This window comes from Nocardia sp. CWNU-33, assembly GCF_046764895.1.
GTDB lineage: Bacteria > Actinomycetota > Actinomycetes > Mycobacteriales > Mycobacteriaceae > Nocardia.
The window spans coordinates 14,634-40,461 of sequence record NZ_JBKOQN010000036.1 but is presented as its reverse complement, the minus strand read 5'-3'; the positions used below and the strand labels follow the sequence as shown (position 1 = coordinate 40,461).

Here is a 25,828-nt window from a genome sequence, read left to right as displayed (position 1 = left end):
GATGTGCCTCGGTATCCCGGGCCGGGTCGTCGAGATTCTCGACGGCTACCACAACCAGATCGCGCTGGTGGATGTCTCCGGCGAGAAGCGGAAGGTGAATGTCGGCCTCCTCGAGGATGATCCGGTGCAACCCGGCGACTGGGTGATCATTCACATGGGCTTCGTGATCGAGAAGACCGACGAGGCAGGCGCGGCGCAGGCGTTGGACGGACTTCGCCTGCTCGGCAGCGGTGGCGAGCCGTGACCGGCGCGCGAGCACGGCGGCGGCTGATCGTCCGCGGCGTGGTGCAGGGCGTCGGATTCCGTCCGTTCGTCTACACCACAGCGGCCGAACTGGCGTTGTCCGGCAGGGTGTCGAACAACAGTTCCGGTGTGATAATCGAAGTCGAAGGCGCGCCTGCGGATCTGGACGAGTTCACGCGCCGGGTTCGACATCGCCCCCCGCCGCTCGCCGTAGTCGAATCGGTGCACGAGGTCGCTGTCGCGGTGCGCGGTGGCACTGGATTCCACATTGCCGACACCACCCGAGACGGCGGCGGACGCACCCTTGCCTCGCCCGATGTCGCGATGTGCGCGGACTGTGCTCGCGAATTGCGTGATCCACAGAACCGCCGCTACCGCCATCCCTTCATCAACTGCACCAACTGCGGTCCACGGTTCACCATCATCGCCGGTCTGCCCTATGACCGCGCACAAACCTCGATGGCCGATTTCGCGATGTGCGAGCGCTGCGCTCGCGAATACGCCGACCCGGCCGACCGGCGTTTCCACGCCCAGCCGATCGCGTGCCCGGACTGCGGTCCGACCCTCGACTATTGTGCGGGGGACACGAATGTACCTGTGTCACAGAGCATCTCGGAAGATGTGCGCTGCCATCCCGGCGATCCGTTGACCGCCGCAAGGGACTTGCTGCGCACGGGTGGGATTCTCGCGGTGAAGGGCATCGGCGGCTACCACCTCGCCTGCGATGCCGGGAACGAGGCCGCTGTTGCCGAGTTGCGCAGGAGAAAGCGTCGCGGCGACAAGCCTTTCGCCGTCATGGTCGCGGATCTGGCTGCGGCGCGCTCGATCGTCCATGTCGAGGAGACCGGCGCCGCCCTGCTGACCTGTCCGCAACGACCGATCGTGCTGTTGGCCCGCGCTGACCGCGTGCTCGCCGAATCCGTCGCGCCGCGCAACCCCGATCTCGGCATCATGCTCGCCTACACTCCGCTGCACGTGCTGCTGTTCGGTCTGCCCGGCGATCCACCCAGCCCGCAGGCCCTGGTGATGACCTCGGGCAACCTCGGCGGCGAGCCGATCTGCTACGACGACGCCGATGCCCGCGAGCGGCTCGCCGATCTCGCCGACGGCTGGCTCTCGCACAACCGTCGCATCCTCGTACCGTGCGACGACTCGGTGGTGCGGCTGGTCGACGGGATCGAACTCCCGATCCGGCGATCGCGTGGCTATGCGCCGATGCCGCTGGCGCTACCGGTCCCCGTGCCGCCCACCGTCGCGGTGGGCGGCGACCTCAAGAACACCTGTGCGGTGGCCGATGGCCGCTACGCGTGGCTCAGTCAGCACATCGGGGATATGGACGATCTGGCGACCCTGCGCGCGTTCGGCGCTGCCGAACAGCATCTGGAGGACCTCACCGGCGTCCGCCCGACGCAGCTTGCGGTCGACGCGCACCCGCTCTACCGGTCCACCGCGTGGGCGCGGCAGCACGCGGGTGACCGGCCCATCCGGACGGTCCAGCACCACCACGCCCACATCGCCGCGGTGATGGGCGAGCACGGGCTCGGCGAATCGGCGACGGTCGTCGGTCTTGCCTTCGACGGGACGGGGTTCGGTCCCGACGGGGCAGTCTGGGGTGGTGAGGTGCTGCTCGCCGGCTACAAGGGGTTCCGGCGACTCGCGCACCTGAAATACGTGCCGCTGGCCGGTGGCGATGCGAGTGTCCAGCGGCCGTACCGGATGGCGCTGGCACACCTGCGAGCGGCGGGTATCGAGTGGTCGCCGTCCATCGCGTCGGTCGCGGCATGCCCGGTAAACGAAAGAGGTGTGCTGTCTCATCAATTCGAGACCGGCCTCGGCTGTGTGCCGACCTCGAGCATGGGGCGGCTGTTCGACGCCGTGTCATCGTTGGCCGGCGTGCGGCACGTCGCCGATTATGAAGCGCAGGCCGCGATCGAGCTGGAAGGCCTGTCCCGCGACGTCGCTGCCGACGCCATCGACCCGCACACCTACCGGTTCGCGCTGGATCACGACGTCGAGCCCGTTGTGATCGACTCGGCGCCGGTAGTCGCGGCCGTGGTCGCCGACTCGACGCGCGGCGTCGCACCCGCTGTGATCGGCGCGCGATTCCACCGGGCCGTCGCGCGACTTGTCCTCGAACTGGCGCTCGCCTACGCGAGCGAATCGACGACCGTCGCCCTGTCGGGCGGGGTCTTCCAGAACGCCTTGTTGTTGTCGCAGTCGCGAACGTTGCTGCGGGGAAACGGATTCCACGTCCTGTGTCATCGTCGGCTGCCGCCGAACGATGGCGGTCTCGCGTTCGGGCAGATACTCGCCGCGGGCGCGGGCTGAGCGAAAGGAGAGCCGACGATGTGCCTGGCAGTCCCAGGAAAGGTGCTCAGCCTCGAGGAGCGCGACGGCACGCTGATGTCCGTCGTCGACTTCGGCGGCGTGCACAAAGATGTGTGCCTGCAATACATCCCGGACGCGGCTGTCGGTGACTACGTGGTCGTCCACGTCGGCTTCGCCATCCAGCGTCTCGACGAGGAGTCCGCGCTGCGGACCTTGGCCGAATTCGAGCACCTCGGCGTGCTGAACGAGGAATTCGGCGACGGGTTCGCGCTGGCAGCCAGACAAGCCGGTCTTGCCGACCCCACGGCCGAAGAGGCCGAACCAACAAAGCCGCAACACGACACAGAGGTGGCGCCATGAAGTATCTCGACGAGTTCAGCAATCCGGAGCTGGCCAAGAAGCTGCTCGACAAGATCCGCGGGGCCACCACACAACGCTGGGCCATCATGGAAGTCTGCGGCGGCCAAACCCATTCGATCATCCGGCACGGTATCGACCAACTGCTTCCCGATCAGATCGAGATGATCCACGGACCGGGCTGCCCGGTCTGTGTGACCCCGCTCGAGGTGATCGACAAAGCATTGGCTATCGCCGCACGACCCGGTGTGATCTTCTGTTCGTTCGGTGACATGCTGCGCGTGCCCGGCAGCAAGAAGGACCTCTTCCACGTCAAGAGCGAGGGCGGCGACGTCCGAGTGGTCTATTCACCGCTGGACGCGCTCAATATCGCCAGGGAGAACCCGGATCGCCAGGTGGTGTTCTTCGGTATCGGATTCGAGACGACCGCGCCTGCCAACGCCATGACCGTCTATCAGGCGAAGCGGCTCGGCATCGAGAACTTCTCGCTGCTCGTCTCGCATGTGCTGGTGCCACCCGCGATCGCTGCGATCATGGAGTCACCGAGCTGCCGAGTGCAGGGGTTCCTCGCGGCCGGGCACGTGTGCAGCGTGATGGGCACCGAGGAATATCCGCCGCTCGCCGAGAAGTATCGGGTGCCGATGGTCGTCACCGGCTTCGAGCCGCTCGACATCCTGGAGGGCATCCGCCGCACCGTGATTCAGCTCGAAGAAGGCAGACACGAGTTGGAGAATGCGTATCCCCGCGCGGTGATGGCCCAGGGCAATACCGCTGCGAAAGCGATGCTGCGGGATGTCTTCGACGTCACCGATCGTGCCTGGCGTGGCATCGGGGTGATACCGCAGAGCGGGTGGCGGCTCTCGGAGCGATACCGCGACTACGACGCCGAGCAGCGGTTCTCGGTGGGCGACCTGCACACTGCGGAATCATCGATCTGCCGCTCCGGTGAGGTGCTGCAGGGTCTTATCAAACCGCACGAGTGCGCCGCATTCGGCAAGGAGTGCACACCGCGAAACCCGTTGGGCGCCACCATGGTGTCGTCGGAGGGCGCGTGCGCGGCCTACTACCTCTACCGGCGCCTCGATCAACCCGCGGAGGTGGCTCATGCCTGACCAGATCGGAATGCCCTCGCCGGCTCCGACGATCGACATGGAGAGCTGGGTGTGCCCGATGCCCCTGCGGGACTCACCGAATATTGTGATGGGGCACGGCGGCGGCGGCGCGATGTCGGGCGAGTTGATCGAGCACCTCTTCCTGCCCGCGTTCGGGTCCGCCGCCGAGGCAGGCATGGGCGACTCCGCGGTGATCACGCTCGGCGGCGCTCGGCTTGCCTTCTCGACGGATTCGTTCGTGGTGAAGCCACTGGTGTTTCCCGGCGGTTCGATCGGCGACCTCGCCGTCAACGGCACCGTCAACGACCTGGCGATGGCTGGTGCGCGGCCGATGGTGCTCTCGACCGCGTTCATCCTCGAGGAGGGCACCGCGCTTGCCGATATCGCGCACATCGCCAAGGCATTGGGCACAGCGGCGCTCGCTGCCGGGGTCACGCTCGTCACCGGTGACACCAAGGTGGTCGATGCCGGGCACGGCGACGGCATCTTCATCAATACCGCGGGGATCGGCATCGTCGATGAGGGCGTCGACATCCGTCCACAGCGCGCCGCGCCAGGCGATGTCGTGCTCGTCAGCGGTGACATCGGTGTGCACGGGGTTGCGGTAATGAGCTGTCGCGAAGGGCTCGAATTCGGGACCACCGTGGTCAGTGACACCGCGCCGCTCAACGGTTTGGTCGCGGCGATGCTCGCGACCGGCGCGGATGTGCATGTGCTGCGCGACCCCACCCGCGGTGGTGTGGCGGCGACGCTCAACGAGATCGCGAGCGTGGCGAAAGTCGGTGTCTCATTGGACGAACGGAATCTTCCCGTGCCCGCCGAGGTGCGCGATGCTTGCGGCCTACTCGGATTGGACCCGATGTACGTCGCCAACGAGGGCAAGCTGATCGCCTTCGTCGCACCACAGGACGCGGATCGAGTGCTGGCCGCGATGCGCGATCATCCGCTCGGCGCTCGGGCGGAGGCGATCGGTGTGTGTGTCGCGGAGCATCCGGGCATGGTGGTCGCGCGCACCGCATTGGGTGGAACGAGGGTGGTCGCCCTGCCGGCCGGAGAGCAGCTGCCGCGGATTTGTTGAGCAGGGCGGTGATTCGCCGCTGGAGAGATAGCGAGGTCCACGTCATCGTGTCGATCACCAACTATCCGAGGGCGTTGCGGCCTGCGTGGATCGGAATGGAATCTCGGCAACGGGTCGGCATTGTCGGAATGGTCGCCACCATCCTCACCCTGCACATCGTCGGCTGGGCCACGTTGTTCTTCCTTGTCGTCCCGAACAACTATGTTGTAGAGGGCACGGTATTCGGTGTCGGGCTGGGGGTCACCGCCTACACCCTCGGCATGCGGCACGCCTTCGATGCCGACCACATTGCCGCGATCGACAACGCCACTCGAAAGCTGGTGGCCGACAAGCAGCAGCCGCTGTCGGTGGGATTCTGGTTCTCGCTCGGGCATTCCACGATCGTGTTCGTTCTCGTGGCGTTGCTCGCGCTGGGTGTGAAAGCGCTGGCCGCCAATATCCAGAACGAGAACTCCGACCTGCAACAATGGACCGGCGTGTTCGGCACCGGCGTCTCGGGCACCTTCCTGATCCTTATCGGGCTCCTGAATTCAGTATCGTTGATCGGGATCTGGCGCGTCTTCCGCACTATGCGCCGGGGTAGTTACGACGAGACGCAGCTCGAAGCGCAACTGGAATCCAGGGGCGCACTGAATCGACTCTTCGCACCGATGACGCGTGCGGTGCGCACGCCGTGGCAGATGTATCCGGTCGGGATGCTCTTCGGCCTCGGCTTCGACACGGTCACCGAGGTGAGTCTGCTGGTGATCGCGGGCGGGGCCGCGGCGACAGATCTGCCGTGGTACTCGATTCTGGTTCTGCCCGTGCTCTTTTCGGCGGGTATGTCGCTGTTCGACGCCTTGGACGGGACCTTCATGAACTTTGCCTACGGCTGGGCATTCGCCAGGCCGATCCGCAAGATCTATTACAACATCGTCGTGACGGGACTGTCGGTGGCGGTCGCCCTGCTGATCGGTGCGCAGGAGATGATTTCGATTCTCACCGAGAAGCTCGATGTCACCACGGGGCCGCTGGCCTGGGTCGGGAACCTCGATCTCGGTGCGATGGGTTTCATCATCGTCGGACTGTTCGCGCTCACCTGGATCGCGGCCTTTGCGGTGTGGCGCATCGGCGATGTCGAGCATCGCTGGCAGGCCGACCCGGCCGGAAAGCCGCAGAGGTGATGGACGCACGTGGCACGGACATGTTCGCGCGATACACCTACGCGCCCAACCGGCTCGGCTATTGCGGCCCTGCGGAGGCGGCGGCATTGCGCGCCGGCTCCGGTGCCGAGATTCGGGCGGTCGCTACCCGCTTTTCCGGCGTGTGGCCCTACCTACAGGTGATGTCCCGGCTGACCGGGATCGACGATCCGCTGGACCATCGCCTCGTCGAATCCTACTGGCATGGTGGCGGAATCGGCGCTCAGCTCGACGCAGGGGCCTTCATGACCGAACTGCTTTCGGTGATCGGTCCGGTGGCAGGAGCCTACTGGGCGCACCTCACCCCGGAACTGGCCGTGGAAGCCGCCGCCAACCACTGTTTCCATGTGTTCGGTGTGTACCCGTGGTCGCGACTGTTGGGCAGGGGGATGGACGAGCATCCGGTGAGCGTCCTCGACAATTGCCGGATCAATTGGGGAACAGTCGTTTCCCGTGACCGAACCGGCGTCGCCTTGCGATGTCGAACGCTGGTGCGGAATGGGCAGACGCTCGAGCTGTCCACGCCGTCGATACTGCGCGCGGACATCTGGTCCGATGGATACAGCTCGGTGCCTGACGTCGAGGTCGGCGACGAGGTCGGCGTGCACTGGGGTCGCCTGTGCGGTCGCCTCACCCCGGAACAGGCTCGAGACCTGGCGGCCAGTACCGCCCACCAGCTGAAGGTAACCAACCTTCGGCTCGCCGAGTCCGCTCGGCGGAAACAATCAACGGAAAACTCCTGAACCATCACGCCTTTTCGGCATTGTGGAACGCTGACCGGTAAGCGTTCGGACTGGTGCCGACTATGCGCTTGAAGCGGTCACGAAAGGCCGTCGGCGAGCCGAACCCGACCTGGCCCGCGATCCGGTCGACCGGGTGTGTCGTGGCCTCCAGCAGGTATTGGGCATGGCGGACGCGCGTGCGGTGCAGCCACTGCAACGGTGTGGTGCCGGTCTGTTCGCGGAAGTGGCGGTTGAGGGTGCGGGTGCTCATACCTGCGCGGAGGGCGATGTCGTCGAGGGTGAGTTCCCGCGCCGCGTTGTCTTCCATCCAGTGCAACACCGGCTCCAGAACCGAGCCGCGCGGTGCGGGCGGGTTGTCCCGGACGATGTACTGGGCTTGTCCGCCTTCACGTTCCAGCGGCATAACCGACAGACGTGCCGCGCCGGCGGCCACCGCGGAGCCGTGATCGCGGCGAATCAGGTGCAGACACAGGTCGATTCCGGCCGAGGCGCCCGCAGAGGTCAGGATGTGGCCATTGTCCACGTAGAGCACATTCGGATCGACCTCGATCAGCGGATAGCGTGCGGCGAGTTCTTCGGCGGCGAGCCAATGTGTGGTGGCGCGATGTCCGTCGAGCAGCCCGGTGGCGGCGAGAACGAACGCGCCCGAGCAGATCGAGGCGATGCGGGTTCCGTTGTGCGCCGCCAGTTTCAGCGCGTCGATGACCTCGGGCGGTATCGGGGCGGTCGGGTCGGAGCAGCCCGGCAGGATGATCGTGTCGGCGCTGGTCAGCGCTTCCATGCCGCAGCGTGGCTGGAGAGTGAACGCGCCCGCGTCGACCGTCTGCGTCGCACCGCAGACGCGGACCCGGTAGGGCGTGCGTCCGTCGGGCAGCCGGATGCGGGTGAACACCTCGATCGGTGTGGACAGGTCGAAGGGGATCACCTTGTCCAGCGCCAGGACGGCGACGGTATGCATGGCTACAAACTAGGCCTGACCACAATTCCTGCCAAGCATTCCGGCCTGGGGTTGGCCTGAAAGCAGGAGTTCAGCAAGTTGGCGAGAATCCGTTGGGATATGGCAATCCAGCCGATTCCGATGATCGCGCGCACTGGCTACCGTCGGCGGGAAGCGCCAACAGAGAGGAACGAATGCCGATGCTTGTGTCCGCAGGATTCGTGTCGTCAGGGGTCGTCGCGTCGTGACCGAGTTCCTGCTCTCGGTCCACGTCCTCGCCGCGATCATCGCGGCCGGACCGGTCACCGTCGCCGCCAGCATGTTCCCCGCCTTCGCCCGCCGCGCGGCAGCAGAACCCGTTGCTGGACAACCCGTTGTGGTGTTGTGGACCTTGCATCGCATCTGCCGGGTGTACGCGGCCGTCGGGATCGTCGTCCCGGTGTTCGGAATCGCCACTGCGATCAGCCTCGGCGTGCTGGGGGATACGTGGTTGATGATCTCGATTGCCCTGACCGCCGCTGCGGCGGGGGCCCTTGCGCTGATGGTGCTTCCTGACCAGGCAAAGATTCTCACCGGACTCACCGGGATGCCGCATCCCACTGCGCCAGCGCGCACCATGATCAGTCAATTGGCGATGTACACCGGAACATTCAACCTGCTGTGGGCGACTGTGACGGTCCTGATGATCATTCGTCCCGGGTCCACAACCGGGGCGTGACATCGCACCTGCTTCGGCGGACAAGCCGAATATTGCTGTATGGCAATCATATTCGTTATCGGCGGATGCCTTGCCGATTGGCGAACCGGACGCTCGAGCGAGCGCCCGGTCTTCCGCATCGGCGTGCATTCGCCAGGTGAGCGTTTGCGTGCCTGTAGTCGGAGCCTTAGCGAATCAAGCTGCTACCGAGGCTGAGCACGCTGCTGCCCGCACCGAGGATCAGACCCAGGATTCCTTGCATATCCATTGCTCACTCTTCTTTTCGGGGGATCCGCGCTGAGATCGCGGATCCTGGTAGGTGAAGCGACGTCAATGGGCGGGTTCGCCACATGTCGGCGAGCTCGATCCATGGGACTCAGCGTCGCGGCCGCCTCAGTGAAGACGACGTGCGAGGACCGTAGCTGGGGAATCAAACTCGAGTTTCCGGCTGACTTCCCACACCTGGAGACCTGAAGCCGGCGGGCGGATGGACGACACTCGCGAAGCCGCCCTTGCTGTGCGGGATGGCCTCGATTATCGGGCATTCCCGACATTGGTAAGGCCGAGTAATCGATGGGACTGTCGGTCGATGTGCCGGCGTCGCCGACCCATCGAGCTACAGGCTGAAGGCGATTGTGCGCAGAATCAGCGCAACGACGAACACTGCCGTGAACGCCAGGTCGATCGACAGCCCGCCCGCTCGCACTGGTCGCAGCACCCGGCGCGCCGGTGCGATCACCGGCTCGGTCCAGTTATAGGTCAGCGTGCGGGCGCGGTTCGTCCACGACGGAGCATTGGCAAGCACCCCCACCCAGTCCAGCACCATCCTGGCGAGCAGCAGGAGTACGAACACCGTCAACGCGTACCCGATCAGCGTTCCGATGAGGGGCATGACGAACTCCTTCGTAGTGGCCGGGTCGGCCGTCCTATTGGTGTCAACGTGCCCGGTGAGGTCCAAAGTGTCACCTTTGCGATGTTCTCAGTGGACTATCAGGTCCGACCAGCAAGGGGCAACGGTGTGAACGCACCTATGGTGGGTGGATGGGTACATCGTCTGGCTCGTTGGTGATGGTCGCCGAGGATATGGAATCGGTGACGACGGTCGGGAACGAGGACGATCCGGCCGACGCCGGTCTGACTCGTGGTGCGGTCGAGTCGCTGTGGGAGTCGGTGCGGGGGTGGTACCGGCTGGGAACCACTCCCGCGATCCAGGTGTGTCTGCGACGCAACGAGAAGGTCGTGTTGAATCGGACCATCGGACACGGTTGGGGGAACGCGCCGGCCGACGGGCCCGGCGCAGCGAAGGTGCTCGTCACGCCGGAGACGCCGTTCTGCGGGTTCTCCACAGCGAAGGGTGTGTCGGCGGCGCTGATGTTCATGCTCATCGAGCAGGGCGCGTTCGCGTTGAATGATCCGGTGTGTCAGTACATTCCGGAGTTCGCCGCCAACGGCAAGGCGGCCATCACGATCGGTGACGTCATGTCTCATTCGGCGGGCGTCCCCTTCGTCACGCCGCCGTACAAGGGCATGGAGTTGGTGGTCGATGAGGAGCTGGCGGTGCGGGGGCTGACCGATCTCGTCCCGAGCTGGCCGCCGGGCCGGTTCCGGGTCTATCACGCGCTGACCGGTGGACTCATCCAACGACTGCTTGTCCAGCGGGCGACAGGAAAACGAATGCGTGAGCATCTGGCCGAGCAGGTGCTCGACCCGCTCGGGTTCCGGTGGACGAACTTCGGTGTGGCACCCGAGGATGTCGACAAGGTGGTCCCCAGCGTGAAGACCGGGCCCCGGGCGTCCCGCATGTCGACCTTCCTGGCGCGCAAAGCGCTCGGTGGCCGGATGGACGGTCGGGTGTCCGATGCCGCAACGCGAGCCCTCCTCACCGCGGAGCTTCCCTCGGGCAATCTCGTCACCACGGCGTACGAGCTGTCGCGGTTCTATGAAATCCTCACGCGCGGTGGCGAACTGGATGGCATCAGAATCATCGAACCGGACACGTTGCGACAGGCGGTGCAGCCGGCGAATCGGATGCCGGGTGTGGCCGGGGCGGTAAGCCGAGCGGGCTTCGAACTGGGTGGACGGCGGTCGAAGTTCGGCCGCAACACCGAATCTCATTTCGGGCGTAGCGGATTGACGACCCAATACGGTTGGGCCGATCCGGCCCGCGGGCTGTCCGGGGCGATTCTGACCAGTGGCAAGGCGACCACCGATACCAAGCGGCCGTGGCAGCTGTGCGCTCAGATCTCCCGCACCATCGGTCGTCTGGACACCGCTGACCGAGTGTTCAGCCTCTGATCGGATTCCTTCCATTCGGGAACAGTTCGGAAACAACGGGCCATGCTCGATGCCTTTTCGTTATCGATGCATGCGGTTCGGCCGTGATCTGCCTGGTTGGCGCGCACTCTTGCGAACGCACAACAGCATGGGCGCTTGCACGAACGCATCGATGCTTCCCGAGTCGACGAAGCGGTTCGGATGTGGCAACCTGCTTCTCGAGATCGGGGTGTGAGCATCGACTCGGGCACCGATTGGTTCGGCTGCGGCGGCCCCACCGCAAGGTGGGGCCGCCGGCAGAACCGCAGAATCTAGGGGAGCCCGCGGGTGGCGGCGGTGATGGCATCGCACACCCGGTCTATGTCGGAGTCGGTGGTGCGCCAGTTGCTCACGGCGGCGCGCAGGCCAGGTTGCCCGTCGTAGACCGTCGGGGTGACGAACGCTTTCCCGCTCGCGGCAATCGCCTCGGCCAGTGCATGCACCCGTTCGGAGGTGGGCTGGTCGGCGAGAGTGAAGCAGACGACGTTCAGACGGACCGGGGCGAGCAGCCGGATCACGCCGGTCGCGGCGAGCTGATCGCCGAGGCGGCCTGCGCAGGAAATGTTGCGCTGCACGATCTCTCGGTGTCCGTCGCGGCCGTAGGCCGACAGGGTGAACCATGCAGGGAGCGCACGCAGTCGCCGCGAGTTCTCCGGTACCAGATCCCCGAATCCCGGTTCTTCGGTCGGTGCGCCGAGGTAGGCGGCGCCGGAGTTCTGGAAGGCTCTGGCCTGTAGGTCGCGGCGCCGGGTGAACTGGACCGCGGCGTCGTAGGGCACGTTGAGCCATTTGTGTAGATCGACGCACACCGAATCGGCCTCGGCGAGACCGTCGACCAGATGCGCATGCTGCGGCGAAAGCGCGGCGAACGCTCCGAAAGCGCCATCGACGTGCAGCCAAAAAGGAAATCGTTCGCGCAATGCCGCAATGGCACGCAGGTCGTCGAAGTCGACGGTATTCACGGTTCCGGCGTTGGCGACCACGATGGCGGGTCGACCGTCCAATGCGGTGAGTGCCGCGGCGAGTTGGTCCACGTCGACGGCTTCCCGATCCGGCAGCGTGGGTATCCGCTGGAGCCGATCGCGGCCGATGCCGAGCATCGACAACGACTTGGTGACGCTCGAGTGCGGCGACCCGGACAACACATGGACGGGCCCGAGCGCGCCGACCCCGGCCGTGGCCACGGAAACCCCGAGTTGTTCGCCGAGCCATTCCCGCGCGATTGCCAACCCGACCAGGTTCGAGGTGGTCGCTCCGCTCACGAATGCGCCGGTGTGCTGCGTCAACCCGAAGAGCTGCCCGATCCAGCCGACGGTCTCCTGCTCCAGATCGATCGCCGTGGAATCACCGCCGGACATCACATTCTGGTCGAATGTGCTGGTCAGCCAGTCGCCTGCGATCGACGCAGGGGTCGCGCCACCTGTGACGAAGCCGAGGTAGCGCGGGCCCGCGCTGCCGGAGAAGTTCGGTTCCCAACGGTGCTGGAACTCCGAAAGCGCTTGGCGCAGACCGATTCCCCGTTCCGGCAGGAGTGCCGCCGGAACCGGATCCTGCGGCAGCGCCACCGGGCGTTCGGCGATTCCGGTCAACACCTGTTCGGCAGCATGGCGGACTACCTCGAGCAGCGCGGGTAGCTCAGCGAGATCGTCGGCAAGTTTCTGGTCCACATCTGCAGACGTTACGAGGGCGCCACCCAACTTGTCCTGGTCCAGTCGGAAGGAACTGGACCTCCGGGCGCGGTGGCCTAGCTCGCTTCGCGCTGTGGGCCCCCTGGCCTCGGTTGCTTGTAGCTGCGGGCGATCAGCGCGGATCTGAGGTACCAGACGCCGGAGGCTTGGGCGGGGTCGAAGCCGGTGAGCTGACCGATGCGCTTGAGTCGATAGTCGACGGTGTTGGTGTGCACGTGCAGGGCGCGTCCGGTGCGCTGACGATTGAGGTTGTTGCTGATATGGCGTTGCAGGGTTTCGAGCAGTTCGGGGTGCTCGTCGAGCGGGTCGAGCAGGGTGCGTAGGTGGTCGAGGCCGGGGCCCGGCCGAGTGAGCTGGTATTCCAGGGCGAGATCGTCGAAGCGATACAGGCCGTGGGCGCAGTGCAGTCGGGCCACCATGTCGAGCAGTTCGTGGGCTTGATCAGCTGCGGCGGGCACCTGGGGCGGGGTCGCGGGCATGACCGCGGCGGTGATCGGGACCTGCGCGGCGTGGGAGAGTTGGTCGACGAGCGAGTCGAGGGTGTCGTCCTCGAACAGTGCGGCGGGAAGCAGGATGGTGCCGCCGTCGACGCTCAATAGGGACAGCGCGCCCTCGCCACATCGGGTCGCGAGCTCGGCCTGTACGCGGCGCAACTTGCGCCGGGCGACCACGGTGCTGTCGACCCTGGGATTGCATTCCTCGGGGTGTTGCGGAATCGACACGGCGAGAACGGAATACGATTCGGCGATCTCGATCCCGCATTCGCGCGCCATGGTGGAGGTGGGGTGGCCGCCGAGCAGTGCCGAGGTGAGAGTGTGTGCGGCGGTGTGGTGCTCACTGACCACCGCCCGCAGCTCCCGGACATAGGCCTGCGAGACGGTAGAGGTGATGGTGTCGAGGATTTCGAGCAATCGCCGGCTGATCTGCTTGAGATTGTCGAAGTCGGCGGCGGTGGCATTGGCCAGGATGAGATCGAAACCGAGCTTGAAACCCTCGTGCACGGCGTGGTGGATCGTGTCGATCGGGATGCCCTCGCGGGCCCACCCTGCGGCGACCTTCTGCAGCTGCTGGGTCTTCTCCGGAATATCGGTGCCGTCGAACATGCTCACCGCCAACTCCAGGCAGACCCGGGTGACAGTGGTGATGTCGCCGTTGAGCGCCTCGCCCGGCAGCGTCCGGCATGGGACGACGTTCTCGACGAAGTGCCCGACCATCTGCTGTGACAATGCCCGGACATCCTGCAGTGAGGACGTCACCGGCCTGCCCGATACGGTCAGATCCGGTCGATCCGAACTGGTGACGGTCATCGTGACTCCCTTCCGGCGTCGCAACGTGGCGAAGCACCCCACGGTAACGCGGCGACCTCGCAGAACAAGGGGGCCGTCGTCGGTTCCGGGCATGTTCCGAACCTGGCGAGGGCATGCCTGTGAGGGTTCACAATCAATCCGCACCCGAGTTCGTCCATTCGCCGAAACGGGCCCGTCAGCTCGAAGGCCGGTACGTCAGCCCGTAGCGTCGAAATCCGATAAGGGCTTTACGCGGAGGGAGTCCCATGACGATGCGCCCACACGACGAGGCCTGGGCGACGGGCCCCGACGCGCTGCTCAAGGCAGGTTTCGAGCTCGCACTCGTCCTCGTGGATGCGGCCGAGGCCTCGGGTTCGATGGTGATGTCATGGTTCGAGCACGCCGCCGCCCGTTGCGCCGCGGCGGGAATTCCCATCGAAGCGGTACACGACGCTGTGCGTGACAGCGTGAAAATCGCTCTGGCCCAGGCTGGTCCGGTCGAGGAGCCGGTGGCGTGCACCTGGGAAAGCGGGGTCGAGCCCGGCGCCGGCGGAGTCGTCGATATGTTGACCTCCGCGGTGACGCGGGCCTATGCGCAATAGGCGATGTCGCGCAGGCGTTCTCAGGAAACTCTCAACAAATCCGCGCTCTGATCTCAGGACCGACCCGTTGAATGACGGCAGCTGCCCCGCCGGTTCGCTCTAACCAGGCGGGGCAGCGCCAGCTCGGTAGCACTGTTGCCGCTTGCGTCGATGTCCTCGGCAATTCAGCCCATGCTCGGCGTCGCAGGCGTGAGATACATGTAGCTCTTCTCCTCGACGCGCTGCTTGATGCGCCATCGGCCGTCGATGCGGACGAAGGTGTCCAGGTACCACAGGCCGCAGAACATGACGCTCTGCTGTCCGTCGCCGTTCTCGACAAGCATCGGGTTGTGGCACATCGTGCGGCCGGTCGCGGTGTCGCCGTGGACAGTGATCGACGAATTGCCGACCAAATGCTGGAATGCCGGGAAGTTCGGGAGCACCTGGGCGAGAAAGGCTTTCGTCGACGTGAGGTCGCCGATCGCACCGCCCATTGCCGAGTAGTCGATGTGCGCGTCCGCGGTGAAGACGTCGTCGAGCAGGTCCCACTGCCGAGTGTCGACCGCGTGCGAGTAGCGGACCATCAGATCCTGGATCTCCAGGCGATCGGAAATCTCCTGCAACGACAGCATGCGCGCCTCCTTGAATTGACACAGGTTTCAGTAATGCCATCAGTGTCGGAGCAAGTAAGCAAGAGCGCGTTCCGGCTGGTGACGCAGAACGGCCCTGTCGGCGGAATCCGCGTGACAGGGCCGTGCTGGTCGAACGGGGGGTGTGGCCTTACAGGTAGGCGCCGCACACCGGCCATGCGCCGGGGCCCTGGGTGGCGAGCACGTTCTCCGCGACGCGGATCTGCTCGGAGCGGCTGGCGCCGCTCGGGCTGCCGGAGCCGCCGTTGGCCTCCCAGGTGCTCTGGGTGAACTGCAGGCCGCCGGAGAAGCCGTTTCCGGTCTCGGTGCCCCAGTTGCCGCCGCTCTCGCACTGCGCGACGCCGTCCCAGTTGTGGCCTGCGGCCGACGCGGTGGCGGTGGCGGTGGCGACACTGAACGGGACGGCAACGAGGGCGCCGATGACGGCGGTGGTGCCAAGCGCGCGGGTGGTGAACTTACGGTTCTTGAACATATGGATTCCCTGCCTGCGCCCTACCGGCCCGTGGAAGCTGCACACGAGTCCCTGCCCCCAGGGATGTCGGGGATCCTCGAACCGTGGGGCAGGGTTGCCGGTGTTCGGCGATTCGAGTCAGAACCGGATGTTGATCCGGGCCGCCAGCGACGTTAACCGAGAAGTCGCGGAGGATCACGTCGAGATAACGTCCGAATTGCCTGAACTCTATCGATAGAGTGACTTCGTTTTCCGGGATGGCGCTGGGAAAATGCAATATTACAATTTTCAGTTATTGTTACGTGATGTGTCCGGGATCACTATGAAATAGTGATTCGGGTCGCGTCGATCGGTGTTCGATCGTGCGGTCTCGAACTTCTCGAACTTCGATGCTGACGCCGATGGAACCGTTCGACGCCGAGTGTGAACACCTGGTCGGGCATCGATCGGCCTGCCTTCGGGGCGATCCTGTCGGGGTAGGCCTCGTCGACGAGCGCTGATGTGACGGGGTTCCTGCGGTAGGTGCTGGCCGTAGCGCTCGCCGTGCTTTACAGTACGTCCGTACGGTTTGACGCGATTCAATGACTTGGAGGTCCGATGTGGGATCCCGAGAAGTACCTTGCGTTCGACGACCACCGTTCACGCGCGTTCTTCGATCTGCTGAACCGCGTGGCCGCCGAACAGCCGCGCCGGGTAGTTGATCTCGGATGCGGGCCGGGTCATCTGACCCTCGCACTTGCCCAGCGCTGGCCGGGAGCGGTCATCGAGGCATCCGACTCCTCACCCGACATGGTCGCGGCCGCACGAGATCGTGGTGTCGACGCCACCCTCGGCGCCGTCGAGGAGTGGCACCCTGCCCCTGATACCGACGTCGTGATCTGCAATGCCGTGTTGCAATGGGTGCCGACCCACACCACCCTGCTGTCTCGATGGGTCGACCGCATGCCTTCGGGAGCCTGGCTGGCCTTCCAAGTTCCCGGCAACTTCGACGCGCCGTCCCACCGAACAATCCGCGAACTGGCGTCCCGGGATCGGTGGCGCGCGGAACTTGCCTCGTCGGGCATCCTCGAACCGCGAGCGGTGCTCGACCCAGATGGATACGCCCGGCTACTCACACGTTGTCAGGTCGACGCATGGGAGACCACCTACCTCCAACGCCTCGAGGGTGAAGACCCCGTACTGGAATGGCTCACCGGAACTGCCCTACGTCCCGTTCGCGATGTGCTCGACGACACCGAATGGCAAGAATTCACCGCACAACTCGCCCCACTCCTGCGAGCGGAATACCCGCGCCACACCGACGGCACCACCTGGCTGTCTTTCCGCCGAGTGTTCGTCGTCGGCCGTAAGACCGGGTAGGGCAGCGGACCGTATGGCGGCACAGGCATTCCGTGGCTTGCCGACCGCTATTCGTGTTCCGTAGATCGTCGCGACGATCTACATTGAACGCAGTCACTGGGAGTGACATTCGAGGAGACGCATTATGTTCGTTGCGACCGTCATTATTTCTGTATTGCTTGCCGGCATGTTGTCCATGTCGGCGTTCTTCAAGATCACTCGGCGCCCGCAGTTCGTCGAGGGGTATGCCGCCATCGGGGTGCCGGAGAGATGGCTGAATCCATTGGCCGCACTGCTGCTCGCGGGTGCGACGGGTCTGCTCATCGGCCTGTGGTTCGCGCCGGTCGGGATTGCTGCCGCGGTCGGGCTGATTCTCTACTTTCTCGGCGGTATCGGCTTCCACGTGAAGTCCAAGGACTGGAAGGGCATGCCCGTGCCCGCGGCCATTCTGATCCTGTCGATCGTCGCACTTGTGCTGCGTATCGCCACTGCGTGAACCGGTTCGACGGTCAGTCAGGAAGCGCGGCCAGCTCGAGCTGCCGCAGGCGAGCCGGATCGGCGTACACCTCGTAGGCCGCGATCCGATCGCCTTCGACAGTGACCGTGAGCGCAAGCAACAGCCGACCGCGCGGCGCCACAATGATGCCGACTGCGCCGTTGACCAGGGCAAGGGCGGCGACCTGCGAGCGGCTGCGAAGCACCAGAGTCTCTTTCGCCACGGCATCCGCGCCACGGGCAACCAAGGCTATTCCGGCGGGCAGCGCGGCCGGATCAGCGGTACGGACCACCTCCGGTGCCAATACCGCCAGCAAAGCACCGAGGTCACCACTGCGTGCGGCGGCGAGGAAAGCCTCGACGACATGGCGCTGCTCGGCGAGTTCGGCGCTGGACGCAGTCGCGTCACCGCGTGCGCGCGATCGGGCCCGGCTCGCGAGTTTCTTGGTGGTGGCAGTCGAGCGCCCCACGATCGGCGCGATCTGATCGAACGGCACCGCGAACATGTCGTGCAACACGAACGCCACCCGCTCGTCGGGGCCGAGGGTGTCCAGCACCACCAGCAGCGCGCGCCCCACTGAATCAATAAGCACGGCTTCGTGTTCCGGGTCGTTGTCGTAGGCCGTGTCGCCGTGATCGGCGATGGAGTCCATGGGGTCTTCGCGCCGCGCGGCTCGCGATCGCAGCATGTCCAGGCAGATCCGTGAGACGACCGTCGTCAGCCAACCCGCCAAATTCTCCACATCGCCGGTGTCGGACAGCGCCAGCCGCAGCCATGCCTCCTGAACCGCATCTTCGGCTTCGCTCGAAGACCCGAGCATCCGATAGGCAACCGACCGCAGGTGGCCGCGATGCGTTTCGAATCGGCGCGCCAACAAATCCTGTGCATGCATCGGTCACCTTTCCTCGCCGCCATCCGTCATCTGGATGACGAACTCAACACCGCCCGAGTGACCGCGGGTGCGGCGCTTCGCGGGCCCCATCACGATCGCAGACCTCGGGTGCCATCGAACAGGAGAGTATTTCCCGTGCATATCGCCTACATCGTCGTCACCGTTCTCGCCGCGGTGGCAGCCGCGGTCGCGGCAGCCATCGATGTTGTCCGGCCGCAGTGGCTGCTGGACAACATGCAGAACTACGGCATCCCTGCGCAGGTGCTCGGCCTGCTGGGTGTCATCAAAGCCATCGGCGCGCTCGGCCTGCTGGTCGGCCTCGCCATCCCGCCCATCGGCTTGGCTGCCGCTATCGGCTTGGTTCTGTATTTCCTCGGCGCGGTCGTCACCATCGTGCGCGCCCGCTGGTACTCCGACATCGCCTACCCGCTGCCGTGGCTCGTGCTTGCAGCCGGATCTCTCGGCCTCTTCGTGGCTGCATGAGCCCGCCGCCGACAACGACGTAGGAACCCGAAAGGCGGCCGATGCGGAGACGCGCGCTGCGCACTGGCGCAGCGCGAGCAATGTTGCACGCCATGCCAATTCGGCATCCATGCTGAGGCTGATGCCGAGATGTTACGGAGATCGCGCGAGCCTTTCCCGACGCCCGGCTGAAGGGCCGGCGCCAGGAACACAGTCGTCGGCGCCGACGCAGTCGCGGGTGACGATTTGCGCCGTGATCACCTGTGCCGGCCATCAATGAAGACGCCGTCGACGAGCAGCGGCACTACGTCGGTGGCATCGAGTTCGGCGGCAATCGCGACGTCTTCGGCGAACCCGCCTTCCGCGAGCTCACGACCGGAGGAACACTCGGTGACGATGGTCGCGATCTCCACATCGGTGTAGCTCGCCTCGGCGACGAGTGCCTCCGGTGACAGCGCGCTCGCACCGCGCTGGTTCAACCCATGGATGATCGCGCCCGCACCGAGCAGGTCCTCGACCGCGGGGCGGAGCACCGGCTGTCCCGGCCAATGCTCGCCCGCGGCGATCACCGTGACCGGCAGCTCCGGTGTGCCCCACCCCTGCCGGTGAATCCACGCAGCGACTGCATCGGCATTCCGCAGCGACCCGGCGACCACCGGCACTCCCGCCACCGCCGCCGCGATGGCCGAACCGTTGGGAGAGGGCAACACCAAGCGCCGTGCTGTCGGCGCGCGCCGCAAAGCGGCAGGCGACAACGACCAAGGCTGCTGTGCGCTGACCGCACGCCGCCCGACGGCGACTTCCGCATTGTGTCGCTCGGCGAATTCGGCAGCACTGTCGTTGCGCCACGGGTAAGGAATGACCTCCGTGCCCGCCTCGACGGCCACCGAAACCGATGTGGTGAACGACAACACGTCGACAATCACCACACACGCGCTCCCGGGCGCCAAAGCCAGTGCACCCGCCACACCCCACTCGAAGCGCACGCCCCATGATCGCTGTCCGAACCACTCGTCACCCGACACGACCGACCTTTCTACCGTGTCGAGCGCTTCGACCCGTGATCAGGGCGAGGTGGCGCTGCTCGACCGGGCCAGCATGAAAGGTGAACCAGGGGAAGATGGCTGCCATCCGCGTGCCAGTCCCAGACGTATGCTCGTGGCAACGTCGGCTGGACGGATGGAAACCGGGGGGATGTCCATCCAGTTGCGGGGATGAGCGTGGCCGGTGTCGACGACCAAGGTGGTGCCGGGATGGGCGGCATGCTCGACGGCAAAGTTCAAGCGTGTCAACGCGATTCCTTGCATATAGGTCGGCCGTCGCCGGACGCGCCATCGGTACGTGGTCCCATCGACGACGATGCGCCGGGCACCCTTCTTCGGCAGCGTCACAGTGTCTCCCTTCGAGGCTGTCACGCTAGCGCGGAACCCGAGCCCGACACCACCGATTTTCGAGGTCGGACCGCACCGGCCGCGGTCCGCTCTACCCCGGTAGGGCAGAGCGGTGCAGCCGCGAGTGTTATTCGGGAGTGCCGTCGGCGATCCAGCGGGCGAAGGCATCGATATGGTCTTGGGGCCAGCGGCCGTCGCAGGGCATGGATCCTTGCTGGAGTCGGTCGAGGATGCCGGCGGCGTGCTGTACGACGTCGGTGTGCGACCACAGATCGAAGACGAAGCTCATCGATTTGCGGTCCATCGCCCGGAACAGCGGTTTAATGTGCCGGTCGAAGCTGACCGGTTCGTCCGGGCTCGGTAGTTCGATGGTGTGGTCGGCTTCGGCGGGAGGTGTGAGGGCGGAAACCCGGGACCCGGGTGTGGCGTTGCATACCCACCACCACCGTGGCACCGGCATGTGTGGCGGTGGAGTTGCGCCCGGCTGCGAATTCTCCAGTGCGATACGCGATCCCCACTCGATATAGGCGGCGAATGCGGCCCGGAATTCCGCGTCGGTCGGCAACCCGGCGTCGTCCGCGGCACGAGAGATGAGCTGCGCCCACCGCGCCCGCCACTCCTCGGTGAGCGCCTTGCCCGCGTGCTCGGCGACCATGTGCTCGTAGCCACCGTACATCTCGGTGTACAGCTTCGGTCCGCCGAAGGTCTCGCCGAGCCAGGCGGCCACGCGCTCGGGATGATCGGGTGACATGCTGGCGAAAAGCGGTGCGAGTAGCGGATCTTCGGGGACGTACTTGCCGTAGAAGATGTGCGTCATCCGGGTGAGCGCAGGCAGGCCGCCCGCCCACTCGAACAGCGTCGGCTCCTCGGAGGGCACCGGATCGGCGAATCCGACATAATAGTGCATCCCACTGCAGAACGGCTTGTTCTGCGAGTGCCCACACCGGCAGAGGCTGTAGTGCTCGCTCGACGCGCCCGTGTTGCGTTGGCCGCAATCGACCAGCGGGATGCCACCGGAGATCCGGTACGGGCCGTCCTTCGATACTTCGATCGCGGGTTCCCTGGCCGGGGCGTCGCCCTCCTTACCGTCGATTGCGTAACCGAGAGCGCCGGAGGGGCAGGCTCGTGCCGCCCGTTTGATCTCGTCCATCCGGCCGCCGCTCGGTGCGACGAAAGGTTCTGCGCTAGCACGGAATACGTTCGGCAACCGATCGGTGCAGAACCCGGAGTGGGCACACAGGCCGCGGTTGTCGAGAACGGTGACCGCAACGCCTTCGTAGGTTTCCCGGCTGTCGGGCACCCGCTGCGGATCTTTGGCGCCGCTGAATCCGATGCGGGCATGGCTGCCGTCGCAGAGCGGTTTGGTCTCCGAAGCTCCACAGCGGCACAGGGCCAGCTGTGGAAGTGTTCGGATGGCCACCCCGAGCCAGTCGGTGATCTTGGTGGCGTTGGTGACCAGGTACGGCCCGTCGGGGGCAACCTGGATCTGGGATTCCAGGCCCGACTGGAGCGCGGTGAGCTCGGCCACGCGAGCGTCCGGGTCGTCGGCGGACAGGACAGCCAGGTGTTGAAGGGCGGCGGTGGCCTCCTGGACCCCGGTCGGTAGTCCGGGGTTGCCGCGGAATCGGGTAATGTCGCGCGCCAGCTGCCACACCTGGTCTGTGGTTTCTGCTCCGGTTTCGTCGTCGGCGTTGACGTCGGGGGCCCGGCCGGTCATCTCGGTGAACGCTTCCGTCAGTGGTCGGATCACCGAATCTTGCAGGGGCGCAGTGCTTCCTGCCGGGTGGCCTTCCATAAGCTTGGCGAAGTGCCGGTCGAGCGTCAGGGCCCGGGTCAGCAAGGACTCCAGTTCGTTGTGCACTCCTGCTCCTGTTTTCTCGGTCTAGCGGTCCAACTGAACAATGATTACTTCATTACGTTGTTTCGTCCACGAAGGGGAATCCCCGACGCCGGGAATGGGCGGCGATTCCGTCACCAGCGCCGACCTCATACCGCGCACGCGCCCTCTCGAGCAGGCCGCTGGTCAGAAAATCGGGCACTCCCGATTGCACGCCACTCGGCCGCAGGCCGCCGACTGCGGCGCGGTGGGTTCGCCTGCGGCATTGTCCGCCCTGCTCATCGAGAAACTCTCGGCACGGACCAACGGGAATAAGCCATCGCGCGCCGACCGCGGCGCTGCCTTCGGAGAGTTATTCGTCGAGGACGTCGGTACGTTCTTCTGGCTCGTTTGCCGAGATGGACGCGGATGCTCCGCGCAGAATCGAGTTTCCTGGTGCTGAAGTGGTCAGCGCCCTGCGCTGAGGAACTTGGCCGCTTGTTCGCCGACGAAAACGCTCGGGGCATGGGTGTGGCCACGGATGAGCAGCGGCATCACCGACGCATCGGCGACCCGAAGTCCGTGCACGCCACGGACTTCCAGTCGCGGTGTGACCACGCTTGCTTCGTCGGTGCCCATCCGGCAGGTGCCCACCGGGTGGTAGAGGGTGTGTGAGTAGCCGTTCAGCGCCAGCTCGAGGGCTGCTTCCATCTCGCTCGGCGCTTGCGGCGGATAGATCAGGGGCCCGAGTATCGCTTTCATCGCAGGCGATGCCGCCAGTTCGGCGCAGGTCCGCAGTCCGGACATGAGAGCGGCGCGGTCGGCCCCCGCACTGTCGGAGAGATATCTGGGATCGATGACCGGTTTGGCCGCCGGGTCGCCCGAGGCGAGGGTGATGCGGCCGCGGCTGTGCGGCCGCAGCAGTACCGTCGCCAGCATGACGCCGTGCTCGGTGGGGTCGAGCAGCCCTTCGTAATAGAAGGGCGCCGGCGCGAAGATCAATTCCAGGTCGGGCAGGTCGAGATCGGATCGGCTGCGCACGAACCCGTAGGCCTCACCGACATTGGAGGTGAGCATGCCGCGGTGCCGGATCAGATAATCCAACAGCTGGCGCGGCTTCTCCGCGGCGAACAGCGAGTCCGCTTCGACGCCGTAGCCGATGCCGGCGACCAGATGGTCTTGCAGATTCGCGCCGACCTCTGGGGCGTGGTGCACGACCTCGATGCCTTGCCTGGTGAGCTCGTCCCGATCGCCGATGCCGGAGAGCATGAGCAGCTGTGGGCTGTTGATCGCGCCGCCGCAGAGGATCACTTCGCGGCGCGCGGTGACCGCGTGCGAGGCCGCGCCCTGCAGGTATTCCACGCCGACTGCGCGCGGTGCGCCTGCCGGATCACGTTCGAAAAGAACACGGGAGACAAGCGCTTCGGTCCGGATGGTCAGATTTGTCCGCCGCAGCGCAGGCCGCAGATAGGCATCTGCCGTGCTCCATCGGCGACCGCCCCGCTGGGTGACCATAGTTTCGCTGAACCCGTCCGGCTGCGGCCGGTTCGGCGGTTCCACCGCGAACCCGGCTTCTTGCACCGCGGTCAGGTAAGCCGCTGTCGACGCGCGCGGACTGCGCTGCCGCGAGATGTGCAGCGGCCCGGCTGCCCCCTCGTCCGGGTACTGAGCTTCTTCGACGTTCTCGATGCGCCGGTACTGCTCTACCGCGGCGGCGAATCCCCACTCCTCACCCGCCAGCAGCGCCCACTCGTCGTAGTCGGCGCGGAATCCGCGGACCCACATCATCGCGTTCATCGACGACGATCCGCCGAACATCTTCCCACGCGGCCAATAGATCTGCCGGTTGTTCAGCCCCGGCTGCGGCTCGGTGAGATAGTCCCAATCCACTTCTGTGCGAAATAGTTTCGCGAAGGCGGCAGGAATGTGCGCAAACTTGTTCTTGTCGGGCGGCCCTGCCTCGAGCAGCACCACGGTGGTGCCGGGGTCGTCGCTGAGCCGGTTGGCGAGGACCGCACCAGCGGATCCCGAACCGACGATCACATAGTCCGCGGTTATCCCAGCTGTCTGCACTGTCCCACTCCGATCCACACTGCGTAGGGCAAACATACGAGTATCCGGCGGCTGCGGGTTCGCTTTCTTGGAAATCTGGACAGCAAACCGCCGGAAACCCACCGCTGCGGCTCAGCGGTGGGTCCCCGGTGAATCAAAAGTGGACGGTGCTCAGCGCGCTGCCCGGGTTGCGAGCGCGGCGGCGGCCAGTACCGTCGCACCCTCGGCGATCGCCGTGCTGCCCAGCGCATGGGCCGCCGACAAAGCGGTGGTGCCGAGTAGCCCGAGGAAGATGGTGCCGAAGCAGGCGATGCCGACGACGATGCCCAACTGCACGCTGGTGACCAGGATGCCGCTCGCGTCCGCGGCAAGCGACATCGGGATCTTGGCCAGGGTCCTGGTCATCAATGGGCTGAACGCGAGTCCGAAGCCGATGCCCTGGATGCCGAAAATCGTCAGCGGCAGCGGGCCGAAGTCGGCGCCGTTGCGCAGCAACACGCCGAGCGTCACCATCGTCGCCGCGCCGAGTACGAGCCCCAACGGGATCATGGCGGCATGGAAGCGGTGTGGAATGCGCTCCCAGTTCAGGCTGGCCAGTGCGAACGTGACACCCATCGGGATGAACAGCAGCCCCGCATGTAGTGCGCTGTAGCCGAGGGTGCTCTGCAGGTGAATGGCCATCACGAACATCCAGCCGCCGAAGGTCGCCATGATCACGAACAGTGTCGCCGCGGTGAGCACCAACCCGGGGGCTCGCAATACCCGCTGCGCGAACAGTGGTTCGCCGCCGCGCACCGCGACCGCTCGTTCGATGGCGATGAATACCGCGACACCGATCACGCTGGCGCCCAGGGTGATCCATGTCCACAGCGGCCAGTTCTGTTCGTGGCCGAGCACCATCGGAAGGACGAGCAGCAGCACCGAAACGGTCAGCATCGCCAGTCCGGCCAGATCGAGCTTGCGGTCGAATCGTGCCGTGTCCGAAGGCAGTACCCGCGGCGCGACCAGCAGCAGCACCACACCGATCGGCACATTGACCAGGAACACGCCACGCCAGCTGCTACCCCAGAGATCGGCGTTGACGATCAGACCGCCCACGACCTGACCGACAACCATGCCGCCGGAAATGATCGCAGAGTATGTGCTGAGCGCCTTGGCCCTGGCATTGCCGGTGAAATTCCGCTGGATCAGGGTCATGATCTGCGGGACCATGGCCGCCGCGCCGACGCCCTGCAGGAATCGGAACACGATCAAGGTGACTTCGTTCCACGCCAGCCCGCAGGCGAATGAGGCCACGGTGAACACCGCAAGGCCGACGATAAAGGTACGACGCTGAGTGAACCTGTCACCCAGCCGGGCGCCGGTGACCAGCAGCACGGCGTAGGCGATGACGTATCCAGCGACGATCAGCTGCAGCGCCGATCCGCTTGTGTGCAGCGAGGTGCGGATGGAGGGAATAGCGACATTCACGATGGAGGCGTCGAGCACCGCCATGAACTGCCCGGTCAGGATGACGGCGAGGATCGCAATGGTGCGCCGCGCGCCGTACGCGGGAGATGCTGGGGGAGTCGGCGTGGCGGGTGTCGTCTTGGCCGAACCCGGTGACAACGTGTGGGTCATGCACTGAGCTTGCAGCCGATTCGACACCAGTAACAGGAGCCCAATAAAACTGGTATTGGCAGCACCTGGATAAGGTCCAGGGTTTCGGGGACGATCACAAGATGACCGATGTTGTG

Annotated in this window: 24 protein-coding genes and 1 pseudogene; 13 read left to right on the top strand and 12 right to left on the bottom strand. The window is 65.5% G+C overall.

The features are described 5' to 3' along the window. Nucleotide 1 precedes the first annotated feature (1 nt). From ACLMAL_RS32815 to ACLMAL_RS32785, 7 genes are all read left to right on the top strand, one after another. Nucleotides 2–244, top strand: coding sequence for a HypC/HybG/HupF family hydrogenase formation chaperone (locus ACLMAL_RS32815; RefSeq protein ID WP_328401923.1), 243 nt, complete (start codon nt 2–4; stop codon nt 242–244). Then, complete coding sequence (hypF, locus tag ACLMAL_RS32810) at nt 241–2,571, top strand: carbamoyltransferase HypF (RefSeq protein ID WP_412002608.1); 2,331 nt, start codon at nt 241–243, stop codon at nt 2,569–2,571. Before ACLMAL_RS32815 ends, hypF begins: the two co-directional genes overlap by 4 nt. A gap of 18 nt (nt 2,572–2,589) precedes the next feature. Beyond that, nucleotides 2,590–2,931 (top strand): HypC/HybG/HupF family hydrogenase formation chaperone, encoded by a 342-nt coding sequence (locus ACLMAL_RS32805; protein ID WP_328401920.1) that lies wholly within the window; start codon nt 2,590–2,592, stop codon nt 2,929–2,931. Further along, a complete protein-coding gene (gene hypD / locus ACLMAL_RS32800; RefSeq protein ID WP_328401918.1) occupies nt 2,928–4,040 on the top strand; it encodes a hydrogenase formation protein HypD in 1,113 nt (370 codons plus the stop codon). Before ACLMAL_RS32805 ends, hypD begins: the two co-directional genes overlap by 4 nt. Then, nucleotides 4,033–5,118 (top strand): hydrogenase expression/formation protein HypE, encoded by a 1,086-nt coding sequence (gene hypE / locus ACLMAL_RS32795; RefSeq protein WP_328401916.1) that lies wholly within the window; start codon nt 4,033–4,035, stop codon nt 5,116–5,118. Before hypD ends, hypE begins: the two co-directional genes overlap by 8 nt. 95 nt (nt 5,119–5,213) lie before the next feature. After that, nucleotides 5,214–6,281 (top strand): HoxN/HupN/NixA family nickel/cobalt transporter, encoded by a 1,068-nt coding sequence (locus ACLMAL_RS32790; RefSeq protein ID WP_412002630.1) that lies wholly within the window; start codon nt 5,214–5,216, stop codon nt 6,279–6,281. Next, nucleotides 6,281–7,042, top strand: a complete 762-nt coding sequence (locus ACLMAL_RS32785; protein ID WP_412002607.1) for a DUF6390 family protein — start codon at nt 6,281–6,283, stop codon at nt 7,040–7,042. The genes ACLMAL_RS32790 and ACLMAL_RS32785 overlap by 1 nt, the downstream gene beginning before the upstream one ends. A 4-nt stretch (nt 7,043–7,046) precedes the next feature. On the opposite strand, the gene ACLMAL_RS32780 is transcribed toward ACLMAL_RS32785, so the two are convergent. Beyond that, the gene (locus tag ACLMAL_RS32780; RefSeq protein ID WP_412002606.1) at nt 7,047–8,000 is read right to left on the bottom strand and encodes a GlxA family transcriptional regulator; all 954 of its coding nucleotides are present in this window, start codon (nt 7,998–8,000) and stop codon (nt 7,047–7,049) included. A gap of 223 nt (nt 8,001–8,223) precedes the next feature. Between ACLMAL_RS32780 and ACLMAL_RS32775 the strand changes: the two genes are divergently transcribed. Continuing rightward, on the top strand, nt 8,224–8,697 hold the full coding sequence (locus tag ACLMAL_RS32775) for a hypothetical protein (protein ID WP_412002605.1): 474 nt from the start codon (nt 8,224–8,226) through the stop codon (nt 8,695–8,697). Nucleotides 8,698–9,292: 595 nt separating this feature from the next. On the opposite strand, the gene ACLMAL_RS32770 is transcribed toward ACLMAL_RS32775, so the two are convergent. Continuing rightward, nucleotides 9,293–9,568, bottom strand: coding sequence for a YggT family protein (locus tag ACLMAL_RS32770; RefSeq protein WP_412002604.1), 276 nt, complete (start codon nt 9,566–9,568; stop codon nt 9,293–9,295). A 149-nt stretch (nt 9,569–9,717) separates the two neighbouring features. Here ACLMAL_RS32770 and ACLMAL_RS32765 point away from each other — a divergent pair, with 149 nt between their 5' ends. After that, nucleotides 9,718–10,971, top strand: coding sequence for a serine hydrolase (locus tag ACLMAL_RS32765; protein ID WP_412002603.1), 1,254 nt, complete (start codon nt 9,718–9,720; stop codon nt 10,969–10,971). Nucleotides 10,972–11,261: 290 nt separating this feature from the next. Here ACLMAL_RS32765 and ACLMAL_RS32760 read toward each other — a convergent pair whose 3' ends face one another. Further along, nucleotides 11,262–12,656, bottom strand: a complete 1,395-nt coding sequence (locus ACLMAL_RS32760) for a pyridoxal phosphate-dependent decarboxylase family protein (protein WP_412002602.1) — start codon at nt 12,654–12,656, stop codon at nt 11,262–11,264. A gap of 77 nt (nt 12,657–12,733) precedes the next feature. Then, a complete protein-coding gene (locus ACLMAL_RS32755; RefSeq protein ID WP_412002601.1) occupies nt 12,734–13,984 on the bottom strand; it encodes a PucR family transcriptional regulator in 1,251 nt (416 codons plus the stop codon). A gap of 245 nt (nt 13,985–14,229) precedes the next feature. On the opposite strand from ACLMAL_RS32755, the gene ACLMAL_RS32750 reads away from it, so the two are divergent. After that, nucleotides 14,230–14,565: a hypothetical protein gene (locus tag ACLMAL_RS32750; RefSeq protein WP_412002600.1), complete on the top strand. Its 336-nt coding sequence runs from the start codon at nt 14,230–14,232 to the stop codon at nt 14,563–14,565. Between the two features lie 164 nt (nt 14,566–14,729). On the opposite strand, the gene ACLMAL_RS32745 is transcribed toward ACLMAL_RS32750, so the two are convergent. After that, complete coding sequence (locus tag ACLMAL_RS32745) at nt 14,730–15,176, bottom strand: nuclear transport factor 2 family protein (RefSeq protein WP_328401898.1); 447 nt, start codon at nt 15,174–15,176, stop codon at nt 14,730–14,732. A 151-nt stretch (nt 15,177–15,327) separates the two neighbouring features. After that, nucleotides 15,328–15,666: pseudogene (locus ACLMAL_RS32740) on the bottom strand (transglycosylase family protein); the annotation flags it as partial. A gap of 576 nt (nt 15,667–16,242) precedes the next feature. Between ACLMAL_RS32740 and ACLMAL_RS32735 the strand changes: the two are divergent. Next, the gene (locus tag ACLMAL_RS32735) at nt 16,243–17,004 is read left to right on the top strand and encodes a trans-aconitate 2-methyltransferase (protein ID WP_412002599.1); all 762 of its coding nucleotides are present in this window, start codon (nt 16,243–16,245) and stop codon (nt 17,002–17,004) included. A 124-nt stretch (nt 17,005–17,128) separates the two neighbouring features. Further along, entirely contained in the window at nt 17,129–17,479 is a 351-nt protein-coding gene (locus tag ACLMAL_RS32730) for a DoxX family protein (protein ID WP_328401894.1), read from the top strand. A 13-nt stretch (nt 17,480–17,492) separates the two neighbouring features. Here ACLMAL_RS32730 and ACLMAL_RS32725 read toward each other — a convergent pair whose 3' ends face one another. Beyond that, a complete protein-coding gene (locus tag ACLMAL_RS32725) occupies nt 17,493–18,371 on the bottom strand; it encodes a sigma-70 family RNA polymerase sigma factor (protein ID WP_412002598.1) in 879 nt (292 codons plus the stop codon). A 135-nt stretch (nt 18,372–18,506) separates the two neighbouring features. Here ACLMAL_RS32725 and ACLMAL_RS32720 point away from each other — a divergent pair, with 135 nt between their 5' ends. Next, nucleotides 18,507–18,854, top strand: a complete 348-nt coding sequence (locus ACLMAL_RS32720) for a DoxX family protein (RefSeq protein WP_328401889.1) — start codon at nt 18,507–18,509, stop codon at nt 18,852–18,854. 236 nt (nt 18,855–19,090) lie between these two features. Here ACLMAL_RS32720 and ACLMAL_RS32715 read toward each other — a convergent pair whose 3' ends face one another. The 5 genes from ACLMAL_RS32715 to ACLMAL_RS32695 form a co-directional block, all read right to left on the bottom strand. Further along, nucleotides 19,091–19,858: a 2-phosphosulfolactate phosphatase gene (locus tag ACLMAL_RS32715; protein WP_412002597.1), complete on the bottom strand. Its 768-nt coding sequence runs from the start codon at nt 19,856–19,858 to the stop codon at nt 19,091–19,093. Nucleotides 19,859–19,897: 39 nt separating this feature from the next. Beyond that, nucleotides 19,898–20,224 (bottom strand): hypothetical protein, encoded by a 327-nt coding sequence (locus tag ACLMAL_RS32710; protein WP_412002596.1) that lies wholly within the window; start codon nt 20,222–20,224, stop codon nt 19,898–19,900. A 127-nt stretch (nt 20,225–20,351) separates the two neighbouring features. After that, the gene (locus tag ACLMAL_RS32705) at nt 20,352–22,085 is read right to left on the bottom strand and encodes a CDGSH iron-sulfur domain-containing protein (protein ID WP_412002595.1); all 1,734 of its coding nucleotides are present in this window, start codon (nt 22,083–22,085) and stop codon (nt 20,352–20,354) included. A gap of 423 nt (nt 22,086–22,508) precedes the next feature. Further along, complete coding sequence (locus tag ACLMAL_RS32700) at nt 22,509–24,113, bottom strand: GMC family oxidoreductase (RefSeq protein WP_412002594.1); 1,605 nt, start codon at nt 24,111–24,113, stop codon at nt 22,509–22,511. Nucleotides 24,114–24,263: 150 nt separating this feature from the next. Beyond that, on the bottom strand, nt 24,264–25,712 hold the full coding sequence (locus ACLMAL_RS32695; RefSeq protein WP_412002593.1) for an MFS transporter: 1,449 nt from the start codon (nt 25,710–25,712) through the stop codon (nt 24,264–24,266). Nucleotides 25,713–25,828: the final 116 nt, after the last annotated feature.